The sequence below is a fragment of the Paenibacillus sp. DMB20 genome, from assembly GCF_000987955.1.
GTDB lineage: Bacteria > Bacillota > Bacilli > Paenibacillales > Paenibacillaceae > Paenibacillus_AQ.
In genome coordinates this window covers 201,289-219,441 of record NZ_LAZU01000037.1, presented here as the reverse complement: position 1 = coordinate 219,441, position 18,153 = coordinate 201,289, and the positions used below count along the sequence as shown (strand labels likewise).

Sequence of the window (18,153 nt, the reverse complement as noted above, 5' to 3'; positions counted from 1 at the left end):
AAATGCCTTGGAAACAAATATGGGAGAGTCACGGTGGGCGTATATTCGGTGTAACTAGCGGCGCGATATGCGGCCTGATTTATTTATTATCCGGTTTTTGGGATATGCTGTTCTTTGCATTAGTGGTATTTATCGGCTATACCTTCGGTAAACGAAAGGATTTGCAGCAGGGCTCCCTGTTTCACTGGCAGGAGTGGGGGCGCTCGCTGTTTGAGCGTTGGCGGCCGTTTAAATGAACCCTGTGATATGCTTTCTCCGGAAAAAGCCGAGACATGCTGTATCTCGCCCGTTTTGCGGAGAGAGCCGCTCACAGGTTTTTTTTTTGGATTTTTCGGTGCAGCCGAGCCCATCTTAAACCGCAAGAATAACAACGTTTAAATGATAGACGTTTTTCTAATGTTATATGGACATGATGAGAATAATGGAATCAAGCCAATAAATCATAAAACTGAATTCAACGGGTTCAACCGGGAGGAACAAAATGAAAAGACGTGTTATCAGAGAAATCGCCGTTCAAAGTCTGTATCAGATGGAAATGAATGAAGTAAACAGCAAGGAAGCCGTAATGATGCTGCTTTTCGAGGCGGCCGAGGAGAACGAAACCGACAGGGTCATCGGTGATGAGGTGAAGGTGGCAGAGATCGTGCTTGAACTTGTGGATGGATGCTGGGCGGTTCGGGAACAGATTGATGCCGTACTGGCCCATTACCTGAAAGGTTGGCAGGTCAGCCGCCTGTCCCGGGTAGACCGTCAAATCCTGCGGCTGGCCGCTTATGAACTGGCATTTCGCGAAGACGTTCCGGGAAAGGTGGCCGTGAATGAAGCCATCGAGCTCGCCAAGCATTTTGGAACCGAGGAATCCGGAAAATTCGTCAACGGCGTATTAGGTCGCATGCTTCAGGAACTCGACAAGGTAAAATCCCAGCTGACTCAATCGGCAAATTAACGCCTAGGAGGGCTAGGTTCCCATCGGCTTTACACCGCAGGCGTTAGAATCCACTTTTTTTAAAGTAAGGGGAGAGAAAATCATGAGTGCAAGCATCATAAGCGGAAAACAAGTATCGGAACAAATTCGGGAAAGCATCGCCAAGGAAGTCCAAATTCTGACCGAAAAAGGTCATCGTCCCGGTCTGGCCGTGGTCCTGGTCGGAGAGGATCCCGCTTCTCAGGTATATGTGCGGAATAAAGAGAAAGCTTGCCATGAGCTCGGCTTCTATTCCGAGGTGCACCGCCTGTCCCCTGCCACCAGCCAGGAGGAACTCCTGGCTCTCGTGGACAAGCTTAACCGTCAGGAGAACATTCACGGCATTCTGGTTCAATTGCCTTTACCGAAGCAAATCAATGAAAAATCGGTGATCGATGCGATTGCGCCCGAAAAGGACGTCGACGGTTTTCATCCGGTGAATGTAGGCAATCTGATGATTGGAGACGACAGCCTCCTTCCTTGCACGCCCGCCGGAGTTATTGAGTTGATCAAACGGACGGGCGTTTCGATCGAAGGCAAACATGCCGTGGTGATCGGAAGATCCAATATCGTAGGAAAGCCCGTATCGCTTCTTCTTCAGCGGGAAAACGCTACCGTGACCATGTGCCATTCCCGTACGGCCAACATGGCTGAAATCGCCCGCCAGGGAGATATCCTGGTCGTTGCCATCGGCCGCGCCAATATGATTGACGGCAGCTATGTCAAACCGGGTGCTGTTGTGATCGACGTGGGAATGAACCGCTTGGACAACGGCAAGCTTGCCGGAGATGTCGATTATGAAAGCGCCAAGGAATTCGCGGGATTCATTACGCCGGTTCCCGGCGGCGTAGGACCGATGACGATCACCATGCTGATGCAGAACACGCTGCTGGCATCCAAACGGCTGAACGGGTTGGCTTAACATGAAACCTGTGGATCAGCAGCGGGTGTTGTCCGTCAAGGATCTGAACCGCTACATCCGTATGAAAATGGAAGGCGATTCCCGGCTTGCGGATGTATGGATCCGGGGAGAAATATCCAACTTTACCCATCATTCAAGCGGGCATATGTATTTTACCTTGAAGGATGAAGGGAGCCGCATCAGGGCCATTATGTTTGCGGCCCACAACCAGAAGCTTCCTTTTATCCCGAAGGAAGGCTCGCGGGTGATCGCGCGCGGGAACGTTTCGGTTTATGAACGGGACGGGCAGTATCAGTTTTATGCTTCTCACATGCAGCCGGACGGGATCGGAAGTTTGTACCTTGCATACGAGCAGTTGAAGAAGAAGCTGGAGCAGGAAGGCCTGTTTGCGGCCGAGCGGAAAAGGCCGCTTCCCGTGTACCCGCGCACGGTGGGGGTGATAACATCTCCTACGGGGGCAGCGGTACGGGATATCATGATTACGATCCGCCGCCGTTATCCGCAGGTGAAAGTCGTGCTGTACCCTGTATTGGTTCAGGGGAAGAGCGCGGCCCCTTCCATCGTCAAAGCGATCCGCAATATGAACCGTATGGCGGAAGCCGACGTTCTCATCGTCGGCCGGGGCGGCGGATCCCTGGAGGAGCTGTGGGCCTTCAACGAAGAAGTTGTTGCCAGAGCCATTTACGAATCGGCCATTCCCGTCATTTCGGCGGTTGGGCATGAAACGGATTTTACGATATCGGACTTTGCGGCGGATCTTCGGGCAGCAACCCCGACGGCAGCTGCCGAGCTGGCCGTTCCCAACGCCGCTGAGATCAAGTCCAGGCTTCGGCAGCGGGAGCGGCAGCTGCAGCAGGGACTTCAGCAGCGCCTTACCCGTAGCAGGGAGCGGCTGGCCGCTCTCCAGCGTTCTCCTGTACTGGTCCATCCGCGCAGGTATATGCTTCAGCATGCCGAGCGGCTAGATATGCTGAAGCTTCGCCTGCAGGGGACGCTGCAGGCGAAAGCAAGGCTGAGCCGGGAACGTCTCGGCTCATTAAAACAGGGACTTATACGTTTTAATCCGAAGGTTCAAGCAGAGTTGGCCCGTCGCCGGAGAGATACGGCCCATCGGCAGCTCACTTCGGCGATGCAGACGATTATGCGATCCAAGCTTCTGCATCTTCAATCCGAGATGAGGCATTTGGACGCCTTAAGTCCGCTGAAGATTATGTCGCGCGGGTACAGTCTGGTATATGACGAGCAGGAGCGAAAACTGGTTAAATCGTTAAATGACGTTCAGCTTGGGGATTTGGTCCATGTGAAGGTCAGTGACGGAAGCCTTCAGTGTCAAGTGTGGGGAATGAAGGAGGAGAACAATCGTGGCGAATGAAACGGAACTGAGTTTTGAGGAAGCGATGGCACAGCTGGAAACGATCGTGAGCCAGCTGGAAGACGGGGACGTGCCGCTGGAAAAGGCCATCGATCTTTTTCAGAAGGGGATGCGGCTTTCCCAAATGTGCAGCCAAAAGCTGGAGCAGGTAGAACAAAAAATCGAGATGATCGTTGAAGAAGGCGGAGAGCTGAATCGCCGCCCATTCGGCGGCATGCTCGAGGAAACGGGTGAAGATCGTGAATAACCGGCTGCCGCTGGATAAATACATGAAAGATTTTAACGATCGTCTTGCGGGGGAGCTGTCATCGCTTTTTCCTGACGGTTGGACAGTGCCTGAAAGTTTGCGGAAGTCGATGCTGTATTCTCTGACTGCGGGCGGAAAACGCCTTCGTCCGCTGCTCGTTATCGCAGCCTGCGAAGCCGGAGGAGGGGATTTCGAAGCCGCGCTGCCCGTTGCCTGCGCCGTTGAGATGGTACATACGTACTCGCTTGTTCATGATGATTTGCCCGCCATGGACAATGACGATTTCCGGCGGGGCAAGCCGACGAATCACAAGGTGTTCGGTGAAGCGGCAGCCATTTTGGCCGGGGATGCCTTGTTGACCCATGCCTTTTACAGCGTGGTTCAGTCCTCGCGCAAACATGGAGTGCCGGCGGATCGCGTGCTTGCGATCGTTGAGGATCTGGCGGAATTCGCAGGCCCCCGGGGAATGGTGGGCGGACAGGTTGCCGACATGGAGGGCGAGCAGGGCCTGACCAGCTTGGAGCAGCTGGAGTACATTCATGTTCACAAAACAAGCGACCTCATCATGTTTTCCCTTATCGCGGGAGGGCGTATCGCAGGCGTTAGCGATTCTCAGTTGGAAGCCCTTCGGACCTTCGGTCATCATTTGGGCCTGGCTTTTCAAATCCAGGACGATATTTTGGATTTGGTAGGCGATGAAACGAAGCTCGGGAAAAAGACCCAAAGCGATGTCAAACAGCAAAAAGTAACGTATCCGTATTTCATCGGTTTGGAGGCATCCAAACAGCGTGTGGCCCGTTTGACGGACGATGCCAAAGCGGTCATTGAAAACGCGGGTTTTGCCGATCCGAAACGGCTGATTGAAATCGCGGATTATCTGATGGCGAGGGATCATTAACCCCGATTACTTGCAAGCGGTTTTTTTGTGATATAATGTCTAATGTCCAACAATGAGCCCGTGCGTATGGGCAAACATATCATGGTATTCAAACTTAACTCAGGAAAGCGGGGAGATTCTTCATGCTGCTTCCAAACATAAAACATCCAGAACAATTGAAAAATCTGTCGGTTGACGCATTGGCCGATTTGGCCGGGGAAATCCGTCAGTTTTTAATAGAAAAGCTATCGGTTACCGGCGGGCACCTTGCATCGAATTTGGGAGTGGTAGAACTCACGCTGGCCCTGCATTTCTGTTTCGACAGCCCAAGGGACAAAATGATATTCGACGTGGGACATCAGGCTTATGTTCATAAAATTTTGACCGGCCGCATGGACCAGTTCGATACCCTGCGCAAGCACAAGGGACTGTGTGGCTTTGTAAAGCGAGCCGAAAGCGAGCACGACGTATGGGAAGCCGGACACAGCAGCACCTCTTTATCGGCTGCCATGGGGATGGCGCTCGCCCGGGATTTGAAAGGCGAGGACAACCGGATCATCGCCATGATCGGCGACGGCGCGCTAACGGGCGGGATGGCTTTTGAAGCGCTCAATCATATCGGTCACGAGAAGAAAAAAATGATCGTCATTTTAAACGACAACGAAATGTCGATTGCGCCGAACGTTGGCGCCATGCACAATTATTTGAGCAAAATCCGTTCCGACCGTTATTATTTGAGGGCAAAAGACGAGGTTGAAAGCCTTCTGAAAAAAATCCCGGCCATCGGCGGCAAGTTGGCCAAGACGGCGGAGAAAATGAAGGACAGCCTTAAGTACATGATGGTGCCCGGGATTTTGTTCGAGGAGTTGGGGTTCACGTATCTGGGGCCTGTGGACGGACATGATCTGAACAAACTGATCGATACGTTAAAGCAGGCTGACAATGTGGACGGACCCGTTCTGATTCATGCTGTGACGACCAAGGGCAAGGGATACCGTCCCGCAGAATCGGATTCCCATAAGTGGCACGGCATTTCACCGTATAAGATCGAATCCGGACAGGTTCTGAAAGCGGTCGGCAATCCGATGTATACGGAAGTATTCGGACAAACCTTGATCGAGTTGGGTGAGCAAGACGAGCGAATCGTTGCAGTCACGCCAGCGATGCCGGGCGGCTCAGGATTGATTCCGTTCAGCAAAAAATTCCCGGACCGGATGATCGATGTGGGAATTGCCGAGCAGCACGCGGCAACATTGTGCGCGGCATTGGCAATGGAAGGCATGAAGCCTGTATTTGCGGTATATTCCACATTCATGCAGCGTGCTTACGATCAAATCGTCCATGATATTTGCCGCCATAACGCCAACGTCATGATAGCCGTCGACCGAGCGGGTTTTGTCGGTGCGGACGGGGAAACCCATCAAGGCGTTTATGACATTGCTTTTATGCGCCATATCCCGAATATCGTGTTGATGATGCCTAAAGACGAGAATGAATTGCGCCATATGATGAAGACGGCGCTTGAATATAACGACGGTCCGATCGCTTACCGATACCCGCGCATCAACGGTACGGGCGTCGAATTGGATAAAGAACTGACCAGCATCCCGATCGGGAAGTGGGAGATGGTTCGCTCTGGAGAAGGCTGCGCGATTCTCGCGGCCGGCCCGATGGTTCAGCTGGCCGAGGAAGCGGCCGACATGCTCAAGCGTGAAGGCATGCAGGTTCAAATCATAAATGCCCGTTTCCTGAAGCCGCTGGATGGGGAGATGCTCAGCGGATTGGCATTGACCGGAACGGCGATGGTTGTATTGGAAGAAGCCTCCCAAGCCGGAAGTCTCGGGAGTGCGGTGCTGGAGTATTTTGCCGAACAGGGCATGCATGATGCCGTCGTTTCCTTAATGGGGATCGAAGACCGGTTTATCGAGCATGGAAGCATCAAGGAGCAACGGGCTGAGGTCGGTCTGACCGCAGAAAATGTCTGTGCCCGCATCCGCGGCTTGGTAGCCCCGAATTCCGGCGCTTTGGCAAAAAGAAGCTTTTCGTCATAGTGACAGATCAGGAGATCAGAATGAATTCATCGCAAAAAGAACGCATCGATGTCCTGCTCGTGGAGCAGGGCTTCTACGAAAGCCGGGAAAAAGCAAAGGCTGCCGTCATGGCCGGGATTGTTTACGCCGGCACGGAACGGATCGAAAAGGCGGGAATGAAAATTCCCCGCGATACGGAAATCCGGGTGAAAGGATCGGTTCATCCATACGTCAGCCGCGGAGGGTTGAAGCTGGAAAAAGCGCTAAAAAACTTCGGGATTGACATGACCGGGAGAACGATGCTTGATATCGGGTCTTCCACCGGCGGTTTTACCGACTGTGCCCTTCAGCATGGGGCGCGGTATGTCTATGCGATCGACGTCGGCTACAATCAGCTCGATTGGTCTCTCCGTAACGACGACCGCGTTAACGTAATGGAGCGAACGAACTTCCGCTACATGACACCGGAAGATATGAAAGGGCCGCGGCCTGATTTTGCCAGCATCGACGTCTCTTTTATTTCCTTGCGGATTATTCTTCCGCCGTTAAAAGCTCTGCTTGATAAACCTGGGGACGTGGCGGCTTTGATCAAGCCTCAGTTTGAGGCTGGACGCGAAAAAGTCGGGAAATCCGGAGTGGTGCGCGATCCGAAGGTGCACCGGGAAGTGTTGACGGAAGTGCTTGCTTTTGCCCACGGTCTCGGATTCGAGCTGAAGGGCCTAACCTTCTCCCCGATTACCGGAGGCGAGGGAAATATTGAATTTCTGGCCCACTGGCGCGTTCCGCCGGAGGGAGAGGTCCTGACGGAAGAACCGGGGAGCATTGAGCAGACACCCGATTTTCTGGGCCAATGGATCGACGACACCGTGCAGCAAGCGGCTCATACATTTACGGGAAACTCATCGAAATGATGAGTTTCTTTTGCTGAAAAAAAGGAGTTGCCCCCTGCATCCTCGAATACAAAATCCGAGGTGAGCGTGCTTGAGCGAACGTATGGACGGACTTCTGATGGTGCTGATCGGCATATTTGCGGTGATCGTGCTGGGGTGGCGGCTAAACCGCTGGCTTATGTCTCCGCCTGCGGCGCAGCTGCCCGGTATGCCCATCAATGAACGCATTCAGGATCATCCCGCGATTGAATTATTGGAGCGGGAAGGGTATGAAGTGATAGGGGGAAAAGTCAAAATAAACTTATCCTTTGACACGGAGGAAGGATCGGTGCACAGCCGCCTGTTTATCGACTATGTCGCATCGGATGACGGCGGGGAACTTTATCTTGTAAAACTGTCGCGGGACCGATTGCCCGTGGATTGGACAGGTTCCGGCATAAGGGATCGGCTGATGCCGCTCCTGCTGCTGTATCCGGAATGTGCGGGTTTGCTGTACATCGACCAAAATGAAAGTGCCGTCCGGCGGTTGACGATGGATTGGTCGGACGAGGAATGGATCGGAAACGACGATTAAATCAGCTGAATATCAGGAGGCTTCTTTAAACATGAAAGGACAACGCCACATTAAAATCCGGGATATTATAACCCACCGGGAAATCGAAACACAGGATGAATTGGTTGAAGCGCTGAGAAACGAAGGTTTTCAGGTAACGCAGGCAACCGTATCCCGCGACATCAAAGAGCTGTTGCTCATTAAAGTGCCGATGGACGACGGGCGTTACAAGTATTCCATGCCGACGGATCAACGTTACAACCCGGTACAAAAACTGAAGCGGGCTTTGGTCGATAATTTTGTCCACATTGACAGGACAGGGAATTTGGTTGTGATGAAATGCTTGCCGGGTACGGCGAATTCCGTAGCGGTGCTGCTGGATAACATGGAATGGTCGCAAATTATGGGAACGATATGCGGTGACGATACCATTCTGCTCATTTGCCGGACGGAAGAGGACAGCGAGCATGTGGTGAAGCAAATCATGGGGTATATATCGTAGGCGGAACATGGATTGAGTAAAAGGGTCGGAGGTGCATGGCATGCTAGTAACGTTATCTATTCGAAACCTGGCCGTGGTGGAAGCGGTGGACGTTCAATTTTTTCCGGGGTTCCATGTATTGACCGGGGAAACGGGAGCGGGGAAGTCGATCATCATTGATGCACTCGGGCTAATCGCGGGAGGCCGGGGATCGGCGGACCTGATCCGCTACGGCTGCGACAAGTCGGAGATCGAGGCTTTGTTTGACCTGCCGGCCGGCCATCCGGTTTGGATGACGCTGGAGCGCTTAGGGATTGAGGGAAACCGCGATGAACATCTGCTAATTCGCAGGGAGCTGACATCCCAGGGAAAAAGCACGGCTCGCATCAATGGGCAATTGGTAAACCTGAGCATGCTGCGGGAAATTGGCGAGCAGCTCATTAACATTCACGGCCAGCATGAACATCAAAGCCTTCTTCGTCCGGACCGGCACCTGGGTCTGCTGGATACGTACGGCGATCATGCAATCGGTCCGATTAAAAGAAAGTACCAGGATCGGTACGGGTTATTCATGAAAGTGGAAAAAGAGCTTAACGAACTGCTGGAATCGAGCCAGAAGGCTTACCAGATGCTCGATATGTACCGGTTCCAGCTGGAAGAAATCGCTGCGGCCCAGCTAAAGGAAGGGGAGGACGAGTGGCTTGCCGAAGAGCGGGTAAAGCTGTCCCACAGCGAAAAAATGATGGATTCCGTGAGCGGCGCTTACGAACTTCTATACGGTTCGCAGGGATTGGAATCGATAAGCAGGGCACTTTCCCGCCTTGAAGATGTCTCGGCTTATGACGAGAAAGGATTGAAGCCGCTCGTGGAACAGCTTCAGTCCGCCTATTATCAGCTGGAGGACGCCGTGTTTCAACTGCGCGATTACCGCGATGGCATCGAATTCAATCCGGAGAGACTGGACGAGATTGAACAGCGCTTGAACATGATTTCCGGTTTGCGAAGAAAATATGGGGATAATGTAGAGCAAATCCTGGCATACTACAAACGCATTGGGCAGGAAACCGAGCTTTTGGAAAATAAGGACGAGCATATCGAAGGGCTGCAGAAGCGAAGAAACAAGCTGCTTGCCGAACTTGTGGAAACGGCCGAAGAATTGAGTTATGCCCGAAAACAATGCGCCAAGGAGCTGGCTTCCCAGGTTGAGGATGAGCTGAAGGACCTGCAGATGGAACGGACGAAGCTTGAGGTACGGCTGGATCAGCTGGACGACCCGAACGGTTATGAATTTGAAGGCCGACGTTTTCGCCTGGGCAAGCAGGGAATGGACACGGCCGAATTCCTCATCTCGCCGAATCCGGGAGAGCCGTTAAGGCCTCTGGCTAAAATCGCTTCCGGCGGAGAGCTGTCCCGGATGATGCTGGCGATGAAAAGCATTTTTGCCCGTCACGACGAAATTCCCGTCCTTATCTTTGATGAAGTGGACACCGGCGTCAGCGGCCGAGCGGCACAGTCCATAGCCGAGAAACTCTACATATTGGCTAAAAGCTGCCAAGTCTTTTCCATTACGCACCTTCCGCAAGTGGCCTGCATGGCAGATCACCAGTACCTGATCGAGAAAAAGCTTGATGACGGCAGAACGATGACCCAGGTCGATCCGCTTGGCGAGGAAGGACGGGTCAAGGAACTGGCACGAATGCTGGGCGGCGTGGAAATCACGGAGAAAACGCTGCATCACGCCCAGGAAATGCTCAATTTGGCGGAGGCCCAAAAGGCTCAGCGTAGGGCATCGGGTTAATGATTGACAGTTATAAAAGGCTGGGGGCAAGGTTAACTTATAGGTACGCAATTGGCGACCAACCTTTTCGTCAAGCGAAAGAAGAAAAAGGGAGCGTGACAGCCATTGAACCCCAACCTCAAGAGAAAACTGCTCGGTTTTATTCTTGCCTTCTTTCTTTGTTTCGTTGCAACTGCAGAACCCGTACAGTCCTTAGCCGCCCTGCCTGACCAATTAAGGCTGTTCGCGGGCCAACAGGCAAACCTGAACTTGGCCATGCCCGTTCAGGCGATTGCTTCGGTTGACCGCCCTGATGTATTACAGTTGAACGGTTCCTCCCGTTCAGCGCTCCAGGTTTCACTGAGACAGCCGCTGCAGCTCAATCCCCGGCAAAGCGGCAAAGCGGAAGTAACCTTGAAATTATTCGGTAAGATTCCTCTAAAGACCGTTCATGTGGATGTAATGCCGGAACTGAAAGTTTACCCTGGCGGGCAAACCATCGGCGTAAAAGTGAAATCCGCCGGAATCCTTGTCGTCGGCCATCATCTGGTACAGTCAGAGAACGGCGGGAAGTCTTCCCCGGGCGAAACGGCAGGCTTGAAGCTGGGGGATCTGCTCACGAAAATGGATGGCATATCCCTTGATGACGTGACCAAGGTCCCTGGCATCGTGGAGAAAGCGGGTTTGTCCAAGAAACCGCTGGACATTACCTTCAAGAGGAACGGCAAACCGTTTACAACGAAGCTCACGCCCGTCTTCGATAAAGAGGATCAATCCTGGCGTTTGGGCTTGTACATCCGGGATTCGGCCGCGGGCGTCGGAACGCTGACTTTTTATGCCCCGCATCAGAAAGTGTACGGTGCCTTGGGACATGTCATAACGGACATGAATACCCAGACCCCCATTGAGGTGGGAAGCGGGCAAATCCTGCAGTCCAACGTTACGTCCATCTCCCGCAGCGAAGAGGGGGAGCCGGGCGAGAAGCGTGCCCATTTCATGAAAGACGGCCGCATACTCGGCAGCGTCGAGCGAAACACGCATTTCGGCATCTTTGGCAAAATGAGCGAAAAACCCAGTCACAGCTTATATCCTGAACCGATTCCGGTAGCTTTGGCGAATGAAGTCAAAGCAGGTCCCGCTGAAATTTTGACGGTTGTGGAAGGACAGAAGGTTGAGCGCTTTTCCGTCGAAATCATCCATGTCTCGCACCAAGCTGAACCGGCCACAAAAGGATTGGTCATACGAATCACGGATCCAAGGCTAATCAAGAAAACCGGCGGCATCGTTCAAGGGATGAGCGGAAGTCCCATTGTCCAAAACGGAAAGCTGATCGGAGCAGTGACCCATGTGTTCGTCAATGACCCCAAATCCGGATACGGATGTTTTATTGAATGGATGCTGCAGGATTCCGGCGTCCTGCCAACCACCCATCATAAACCCCAAAATCTTAAGGCAGGTTGATGCCTTAAGATTTTTTTGTCGTATAAAGCCGAAAATAGAATGAATTTGACAAAATATATCATTATAAAACAACTCAAAAAAAAAATAAAGAAAAATAATTTTCGACAGAAGGAATTTAAATGAGTATGTCGAAAACTTTAACTACAAGAAAATTAACTAAAACACTGATCAGAGATAAAGGAGGAGCACGAATTGCAAAAAATCGAGGTATTATTGGCAGACGACAACCGTGAGTTTACCAACCTGCTTGGAGAATACATTACGGACCAGCCGGATATGGTGGTTACCGGAATCGCCTATAATGGTGAAGAAGTCCTCAATATGATTGGGGAATCCGGAAAAGTTCCGGACGTCTTGATTCTTGATATTATTATGCCTCATTTGGATGGCCTCGGTGTTCTTGAGCGTTTGCGGGATATGAATTTGTCCCCTCAGCCGAAAATCATCATGCTCACGGCTTTCGGTCAAGAGAACATCACGCAGCGGGCTGTGCAATTAGGTGCTTCCTATTACATCTTGAAACCATTTGACATGGAAGTGCTGGCCAGCCGGATCCGTCAGCTCGTCGGCGTTCCTACCGGCATGTCTGCCGGAACCGCATTCACGGTATCGAAGTCCAATGTCGTGCCGATGGGCAAAGGAAAGAACCTGGACGCAAATATTACGTCGATCATTCATGAAATCGGCGTTCCTGCACACATTAAAGGATATCAATATCTGAGAGAAGCCATTACGATGGTATACAACAACATCGAAATTCTGGGCGCCATCACGAAAACGCTTTACCCGGCCATCGCCGAAAAATTCAAAACAACCCCTTCGCGTGTGGAGCGTGCCATCCGCCATGCGATCGAAGTGGCGTGGACCCGCGGTAACATCGATTCCATCAGCCATCTGTTCGGCTACACGATCAATATCAGCAAGTCCAAGCCGACGAACTCCGAATTCATCGCCATGGTGGCCGACAAGCTCCGGATTGAGCACAAAGTGTCTTGAAAGGGTTAGGAGCCTTGCGTATTCCTTAAAGCCCGTGACAATGCGTCACTTCTTTAACTGATGATCACGTGTCATCATTTCTAAAGAAGTGACGTATTTCTTTTCAGTCCATCTCCGGATTGAAATGAAGGGAAACGGGGCCCCTGTGCAGAAGAAGAATGGGGAAGAAAGCGCATGAAGCAGGATCATTTACGCTGAATGTAAATCAGGAGGTTTAAAATGGCTAGAAAAATATTGGTTCTTGGAGGCACTCGGTTTTTCGGTAAGAGATTGGTGGAAGACCTGATCGCGAGCGGAGAAGAGGTTACCATTCTGACCAGAGGCCGAAGTGCGGATCATTTCGGGAATCAAGTGCAGCGGATCACGGTAGACCGTAAGGATTCGGATGCATTTAAGCAGGCGGTTTACGAAACTGACTATGATGTGGTTTATGATAATATTTGTTATACGCCCGAAGAAGCGGCTTACGCGGCACGCCTGTTTGCCGGGCATGCCGGACATTACGTGCTGACGTCCACCCTATCCGTTTACGACTTTGCCGATCACCCTCTCAGAGAGGAAGATTTTGACCCGTACCGTTATCCCGTTTTAACGAATGATAACGGAGAGTACAGCTATAAGGAAGGTAAACGGCAAGCCGAAGCCGTGTTGTTTAACAGGCATGATTTGAATGTCGTCGCCGTCCGTTTTCCGATCGTACTGGGAATCGACGATTATACGAAGAGGCTTTGGTTTCATGTGGAGCATGCTTTAAAGGGCGAACCGATCGGCGTTCCCGCGCCGGATGCCTCCATTTCCTTCATCCATGCGGGGGAAGCCGCGGCATTTTTAAAATGGGCCGGAGACGTTAGGTTTGAGGGGCCGGTGAACGCCTGCTCGAACGGAGCGGTGTCCGTAACCGAAGTGATGGAGATGATCCGTCAGGAAACCGGCCATGCCGCGCCATTGCTTCCGTCCGCCGGACCGGAACGCATGTCGCCTTTCGGCATCCCCGGCGATTGGACTATGGATAACGGCAGGGCGGAGACGGCCGGATTTTCGTTTTGGGATGTGCGGGAGTGGATGCCGCGGCTCATCGCTGAAATATCAAACGAACTCAAGAAGCAAACAAGCAGTTAAGAAACAGGAAGGAAGATCATCATGAACGACACCGCAGCGGAATTAGCGGCTCAGGCAAAAAATTTGGAGGAACGAGGCCTTCTTAGCGGAGAAGCGGCTGAACTTGTTGCCGGATTGCTGGCGGAAGTGGAAACGCTCCGGCGCCAGAACGGAAATCTTCGGCGCGCAGCATTAAAGTCATCGAAACACGATCGAATGTCCACGAAATTAAAGGAAGCCCTTTACGAATAAGTGTAATGCCGGACGATTCGGCAAACAATTTTCGCTTTCGTTTTAGAATCCGTTCCGTAGTTTTCTTTTGGATCATAAGGCAAGAATAAAACACCGGTGCGGATTTCCCCCCGGTGTTTCTCGTTTCAAAAAACTATGAATTTGTACGGACGGGTCCGTCCGGTTTCGGGCGTTTCTTTTTGAATCGGGGACCTACATAATTGCGCTTGCGGTCGCGGAACAAGATCCAGCCTCCCAGGAAACCGATGCCCAGCAGGAAGAGAAAGAGTCCTCCTCCGAAAGAAAGCCATTGAAAAGTCGGATTTGTTACCCGTTCGTCGCCGTGCACGGAAATATATAGAAATACGGCATCTTTCATCATTAAAAAGCCTTTCATCGCCATAAGGCCAGGGATGACCAAAATAATAATGGCGGCAAATCGGGAAATAAGCAATCGCATATGGTTACCTGCCTTAATTTTGTTAATTGAAATTTTCAGTTCTATCATACCTTTTTCCCTTTGCCGTGTCTATTTAAGAAAGGGCCGAATTTGTAATACGGTCAAAAGAGAGTACAATTAATATGAATCATACATAATGCGGAGGTGCCGTCTGTGGCAATAACATGTGATGTGGCAATACTCGGCGGCGGAACCGGCGGCTATGTGGCTGCCATCCGCGCCGCCCAGCTCGGGAAGGATGTTGTCATTATAGAGCAGGACAAGCTTGGAGGAACGTGTCTTCACCGCGGCTGCATTCCGAGCAAGTCGTTTCTGAGAAGCGCCGAGGTCTACGCCGAAATGAAGGAAAGCGAGAGTTATGGGATTGAGGCGGAAGGCGTTCGGCTGTCGTTTCGCAAAGTCCAGAAGCGCAAGGATGAAATCGTCGATAAGCTTCATCAAGGCGTCCAGTATTTAATGCGCAAAAATAAAATCCGTGTGGTCCAGGGCGCAGGACGGGTGATCGGCCCATCCATCTTCTCGCCGCGAAGCGGAGCCGTAGCGGTAGAACTGCCGGACGGGGAGATGGAAACGGTCGTTCCGTCCCATCTGATCATCGCAACGGGATCGCGTCCGCGCCATCTTCCGGGATTGGAGCCCGACGGCGTTCATGTGTTGACGAGCGATCATGCACTTCTTATGGAAGAGCTGCCATCCTCTATGGTAATCGTCGGGGGTGGCGTTATCGGCGTGGAATGGGCCTCGATGCTGAATGATTTTGGCGTGAGGGTTACCGTGGTGGAAGCCTCTGACCGGCTCCTTCCGGCTGAGGATGAGGATATCGGCAAAGAGATGTTGAAGCTCCTGACGAACAGGGGAGTCACCGTAATGACGGGAGCCGAGCTATTGACGGATTCCTTCAAGGCGGAAGAGGAGCAGGTTCATATCCAGGTTCGACACAAAGGAACGGAGCATACATTGAAAGCGGACAAGATGCTGTTGTCTGTCGGCCGGGTGGGGAATGCCGATGATATCGGACTTGAAAATACGGACGTTCGTGTGGACAAGGGGCTTATCGTCGTCAATGAGTTCATGCAGACGACCGAACAGCATATTTATGCGATCGGGGATGTGATCGGCGGGCTCCAGCTTGCCCATGCGGCGAGTCATGAAGGCATAACGGCAGCGAATCATTTGGCGGGAGCGCATGTTACACCGTACCGTAGCGAATGGATTCCCCGCTGCGTTTATACGCGCCCGGAAGCGGCAAGCGTAGGGTTGACCGAAAAACAGGCCAAAGATCGGGGACACGAGATCAAAATCGGCAAATTTCCGTTCCAGGCTATCGGCAAAGCGCTGGTTCAGGGCGCTTCCGAAGGATTCGTCAAAGTGATTGCCGACAGATCCACCAACGATATCCTGGGCGTTCACATGATCGGTCCTCACGTGACGGAGCTGATCGGAGAGGCGGCACTCGCCCAGGTGTTGGACGCGACGCCTTGGGAGGTAGGCACTGCGGTTCATGCCCATCCGACTTTATCCGAGATTATGGGCGAAGCGATGCTTGCCGTTAACGGCATGGCCACCGGTATTTAAGAGGGTGCTTTTAAGCCCAGTGAGCAATCCCTCATTTCCTTTTGCGAAAAAAGGGATTATAATAACATTAAGCCAAGTCTTAGTACCAGGTTTTAATACTAGATCTGGGGACTGGTAAAAGCTATCCGTTATCCGTGGAAATATTGCGATTTCGGGCGTGCCTTGGCTTGATGATAAAGGAGGGACCTCCATGAATGACCAAGAAACAGTAACTGAACAGAACAGGCATAAGCAGCTTGGGTTGACGGACGGACAAGTGCTGGACATGTACAAATATATGATGCTTGCCCGGAAATTTGATGAACGGAATCTGCTCCTGCAGCGTGCGGGCAAAATCAATTTCCACGTATCCGGGATCGGGCAGGAGGCATGCCAGGCGGCTGCCGCATTTGCCCTTGACCGGGAAAAGGATTACTTTCTCCCGTATTACAGGGATTATGCTTTTGTCCTTGCGGTAGGGATGACTCCGAGAGAATTGATGCTTTCCGCATTTGCCAAGGCCGAGGATCCTAACAGCGGCGGCCGCCAGATGCCGGGCCATTTTGGAAGCAAGCGGCTCCGGATCGTGACGGGCTCAAGTCCGGTTACCACCCAGGTGCCTCATGCAGTCGGATTTGCGCTTGCGGCCAAGATGCAAAAAAAGGATTTTGTATCCTTCGTAACCTTCGGTGAGGGCTCCAGCAACCAGGGGGATTTCCATGAGGGCTGCAACTTTGCCGGAGTTAACAAACTGCCCGTTATCTTTATGTGTGAAAATAATCAGTATGCGATATCGGTTCCCGCGCATAAGCAGCTTGGCGGCAAAGTCAGCGATCGTGCCCTTGGCTACGGCTTCCCGGGAATCCGCGTGGACGGCAACGATGCCCTGGAGGTCTATGCCGCCGTCAAGGAAGCCCGGGAGCGGGCGGTTCGCGGCGAAGGACCTACCCTGATCGAATCGATGATGTACCGGCTCTCTCCCCACTCCACCTCGGACAATGATCTGGCGTACCGGACCAAAGAGGAAGTGGAGGAGAACTGGAAGAAGGACGGCGTAGCCGCTTTAAGCAATACTTGGTGAGCTGCGGTTTGTGGGACGAGAAACGGGATGAAGACCTGATAGCGCAATTGAACCTGGAAATCAAAGAAGCGACGGAGTATGCGGACAGGGCTCCTTTTCCGAAGCCGGAGGATACACTGCTGCATGTGTATGCCGAGAATGAAGGAGGGGTCTGACGATGGCCGTTATGGAATATATCGATGCGATTCGGCTGGCGATGAAGGAAGAAATGGAAAGGGACGAATCCGTATTCGTGCTTGGCGAGGACGTCGGCGTCAAAGGCGGGGTTTTTACCACGACCAAGGGTTTGATAGACCAGTTTGGGGAGATGCGCGTCCTTGACACGCCGCTTGCCGAGTCGGCGATTGCCGGCGTTGCCATTGGGGCGGCGATGTACGGGATGAAGCCCATTGCCGAGATGCAGTATTCGGACTTTATGCTCCCTGCCACCAATCAAATCATAAGCGAAGCGGCAAAGATCCGTTACCGTACCAACAACGACTGGAGCTGTCCCGTCGTCATCCGGGCTCCGATCGGCGGCGGCATTTTCGGGGGCTTGTACCACTCCCAGTGTCCCGAATCCATTTTTTTCGGCACGCCCGGTCTTAAAATCGTCGCTCCGTTTACGGCTTATGACGCGAAAGGCTTGCTAAAAGCAGCGGTCAGGGATCCCGATCCGGTTCTGTTCTTCGAGAACAAGAAATGCTACAAGCTCATTAAGGGCGATGTGCCGGAAGAGGATTACACGGTACCGATCGGAAAAGCCAATCTGCTCCGGGAAGGAGCGGACATCACCGTCATCGGTTACAGCCAGCCGCTGCATTTTGTGCTGCAGGCTGCAGAAGAGTTGGAGCGGGAAGAAGGAATAACCGCACATGTCTTGGACCTGCGAACACTCCAGCCGCTGGACCGTGATAGCATCATTGAAGCCGTCCGGGTTACCGGGAAAGTCATGATCGTGCATGAAGATAATAAAACCGGGGGCGTCGGCGCCGAGGTTGCGGCTCTTATTTCGGAGAACTGCCTCTATGATTTGGATGCCCCAATCACGCGGTTATGCGCTCCGGACGTTCCGGCGATGCCGATCAGCCCCCCGATGGAAAAGTTCTATATGTTAAACAAGGACAAAGTGAAGGAATCGATGCGTCAGCTGGCGCTTTACTAAGATACAGGGAGTTGT

The 18,153-nt window shown here is 52.3% G+C and carries 18 protein-coding genes and 1 pseudogene; 18 read left to right on the top strand and 1 reads right to left on the bottom strand.

Annotation, left to right across the window (positions count from 1 at the left end):
• The first annotated feature begins 2 nt into the window (after nt 1-2).
• From XI25_RS21710 to XI25_RS21640, 15 genes are all read left to right on the top strand, one after another.
• The gene (locus XI25_RS21710; protein ID WP_046680207.1) at nt 3-236 is read left to right on the top strand and encodes a DUF2273 domain-containing protein; all 234 of its coding nucleotides are present in this window, start codon (nt 3-5) and stop codon (nt 234-236) included.
• A 245-nt stretch (nt 237-481) separates the two neighbouring features.
• On the top strand, nt 482-946 hold the full coding sequence (gene nusB / locus XI25_RS21705) for a transcription antitermination factor NusB (RefSeq protein WP_046680206.1): 465 nt from the start codon (nt 482-484) through the stop codon (nt 944-946).
• A gap of 82 nt (nt 947-1,028) precedes the next feature.
• Complete coding sequence (gene folD, locus XI25_RS21700; protein ID WP_046680205.1) at nt 1,029-1,886, top strand: bifunctional methylenetetrahydrofolate dehydrogenase/methenyltetrahydrofolate cyclohydrolase FolD; 858 nt, start codon at nt 1,029-1,031, stop codon at nt 1,884-1,886.
• A 1-nt stretch (nt 1,887) separates the two neighbouring features.
• Entirely contained in the window at nt 1,888-3,258 is a 1,371-nt protein-coding gene (gene xseA / locus XI25_RS21695) for an exodeoxyribonuclease VII large subunit (RefSeq protein ID WP_046680204.1), read from the top strand.
• Complete coding sequence (gene xseB, locus XI25_RS21690; protein ID WP_046680203.1) at nt 3,248-3,505, top strand: exodeoxyribonuclease VII small subunit; 258 nt, start codon at nt 3,248-3,250, stop codon at nt 3,503-3,505. Before xseA ends, xseB begins: the two co-directional genes overlap by 11 nt.
• Nucleotides 3,498-4,403, top strand: a complete 906-nt coding sequence (locus XI25_RS21685; RefSeq protein WP_046680202.1) for a polyprenyl synthetase family protein — start codon at nt 3,498-3,500, stop codon at nt 4,401-4,403. Before xseB ends, XI25_RS21685 begins: the two co-directional genes overlap by 8 nt.
• A 122-nt stretch (nt 4,404-4,525) precedes the next feature.
• Nucleotides 4,526-6,433 (top strand): 1-deoxy-D-xylulose-5-phosphate synthase, encoded by a 1,908-nt coding sequence (dxs, locus tag XI25_RS21680; protein WP_046680201.1) that lies wholly within the window; start codon nt 4,526-4,528, stop codon nt 6,431-6,433.
• A gap of 20 nt (nt 6,434-6,453) precedes the next feature.
• The gene (locus XI25_RS21675) at nt 6,454-7,323 is read left to right on the top strand and encodes a TlyA family RNA methyltransferase (RefSeq protein ID WP_046680200.1); all 870 of its coding nucleotides are present in this window, start codon (nt 6,454-6,456) and stop codon (nt 7,321-7,323) included.
• Nucleotides 7,324-7,393: 70 nt separating this feature from the next.
• Nucleotides 7,394-7,876, top strand: coding sequence for a hypothetical protein (locus XI25_RS21670; RefSeq protein WP_046680199.1), 483 nt, complete (start codon nt 7,394-7,396; stop codon nt 7,874-7,876).
• Between the two features lie 31 nt (nt 7,877-7,907).
• Nucleotides 7,908-8,357, top strand: a complete 450-nt coding sequence (ahrC, locus tag XI25_RS21665) for a transcriptional regulator AhrC/ArgR (RefSeq protein ID WP_046680198.1) — start codon at nt 7,908-7,910, stop codon at nt 8,355-8,357.
• Nucleotides 8,358-8,397: 40 nt separating this feature from the next.
• Nucleotides 8,398-10,134 (top strand): DNA repair protein RecN, encoded by a 1,737-nt coding sequence (recN, locus tag XI25_RS21660; RefSeq protein ID WP_046680197.1) that lies wholly within the window; start codon nt 8,398-8,400, stop codon nt 10,132-10,134.
• Between the two features lie 105 nt (nt 10,135-10,239).
• Nucleotides 10,240-11,574 (top strand): SpoIVB peptidase, encoded by a 1,335-nt coding sequence (spoIVB, locus tag XI25_RS21655; RefSeq protein WP_046680196.1) that lies wholly within the window; start codon nt 10,240-10,242, stop codon nt 11,572-11,574.
• 192 nt (nt 11,575-11,766) lie between these two features.
• The gene (spo0A, locus tag XI25_RS21650; protein ID WP_046680195.1) at nt 11,767-12,570 is read left to right on the top strand and encodes a sporulation transcription factor Spo0A; all 804 of its coding nucleotides are present in this window, start codon (nt 11,767-11,769) and stop codon (nt 12,568-12,570) included.
• Between the two features lie 219 nt (nt 12,571-12,789).
• On the top strand, nt 12,790-13,689 hold the full coding sequence (locus XI25_RS21645; RefSeq protein ID WP_046680194.1) for an NAD-dependent epimerase/dehydratase family protein: 900 nt from the start codon (nt 12,790-12,792) through the stop codon (nt 13,687-13,689).
• A gap of 21 nt (nt 13,690-13,710) precedes the next feature.
• Complete coding sequence (locus XI25_RS21640) at nt 13,711-13,920, top strand: hypothetical protein (RefSeq protein ID WP_046680193.1); 210 nt, start codon at nt 13,711-13,713, stop codon at nt 13,918-13,920.
• 133 nt (nt 13,921-14,053) lie between these two features.
• Here XI25_RS21640 and XI25_RS21635 read toward each other — a convergent pair whose 3' ends face one another.
• Entirely contained in the window at nt 14,054-14,359 is a 306-nt protein-coding gene (locus XI25_RS21635) for a DUF2627 family protein (protein WP_046680434.1), read from the bottom strand.
• Nucleotides 14,360-14,512: 153 nt separating this feature from the next.
• Between XI25_RS21635 and lpdA the strand changes: the two genes are divergently transcribed.
• From lpdA to XI25_RS21620, 3 genes and pseudogenes are all read left to right on the top strand, one after another.
• Nucleotides 14,513-15,934, top strand: coding sequence for a dihydrolipoyl dehydrogenase (lpdA, locus tag XI25_RS21630; protein WP_046680192.1), 1,422 nt, complete (start codon nt 14,513-14,515; stop codon nt 15,932-15,934).
• 190 nt (nt 15,935-16,124) lie between these two features.
• Nucleotides 16,125-17,149: pseudogene (locus XI25_RS21625) on the top strand (thiamine pyrophosphate-dependent dehydrogenase E1 component subunit alpha).
• 2 nt (nt 17,150-17,151) lie between these two features.
• Nucleotides 17,152-18,138: an alpha-ketoacid dehydrogenase subunit beta gene (locus XI25_RS21620; protein ID WP_046680191.1), complete on the top strand. Its 987-nt coding sequence runs from the start codon at nt 17,152-17,154 to the stop codon at nt 18,136-18,138.
• The last annotated feature ends 15 nt before the right edge of the window (nt 18,139-18,153 follow it).

Excerpts from the sequence above, each read along its gene's own strand:
- XI25_RS21675 (WP_046680200.1), top strand. The coding sequence starts at position 6,454 with ATGAATTCATCGCAAAAAGAACGCATCGATGTCCTGCTCGTGGAGCAG.
- xseA (WP_046680204.1), top strand. The coding sequence starts at position 1,888 with ATGAAACCTGTGGATCAGCAGCGGGTGTTGTCCGTCAAGGATCTGAAC.
- nusB (WP_046680206.1), top strand. The coding sequence starts at position 482 with ATGAAAAGACGTGTTATCAGAGAAATCGCCGTTCAAAGTCTGTATCAG.
- ahrC (WP_046680198.1), top strand. The coding sequence starts at position 7,908 with ATGAAAGGACAACGCCACATTAAAATCCGGGATATTATAACCCACCGG.
- recN (WP_046680197.1), top strand. The coding sequence starts at position 8,398 with ATGCTAGTAACGTTATCTATTCGAAACCTGGCCGTGGTGGAAGCGGTG.
- XI25_RS21635 (WP_046680434.1), bottom strand. The coding sequence starts at position 14,359 with ATGCGATTGCTTATTTCCCGATTTGCCGCCATTATTATTTTGGTCATC.
- XI25_RS21620 (WP_046680191.1), top strand. The coding sequence starts at position 17,152 with ATGGCCGTTATGGAATATATCGATGCGATTCGGCTGGCGATGAAGGAA.
- XI25_RS21645 (WP_046680194.1), top strand. The coding sequence starts at position 12,790 with ATGGCTAGAAAAATATTGGTTCTTGGAGGCACTCGGTTTTTCGGTAAG.
- dxs (WP_046680201.1), top strand. The coding sequence starts at position 4,526 with ATGCTGCTTCCAAACATAAAACATCCAGAACAATTGAAAAATCTGTCG.
- XI25_RS21640 (WP_046680193.1), top strand. The coding sequence starts at position 13,711 with ATGAACGACACCGCAGCGGAATTAGCGGCTCAGGCAAAAAATTTGGAG.
- folD (WP_046680205.1), top strand. The coding sequence starts at position 1,029 with ATGAGTGCAAGCATCATAAGCGGAAAACAAGTATCGGAACAAATTCGG.
- XI25_RS21710 (WP_046680207.1), top strand. The coding sequence starts at position 3 with ATGCCTTGGAAACAAATATGGGAGAGTCACGGTGGGCGTATATTCGGT.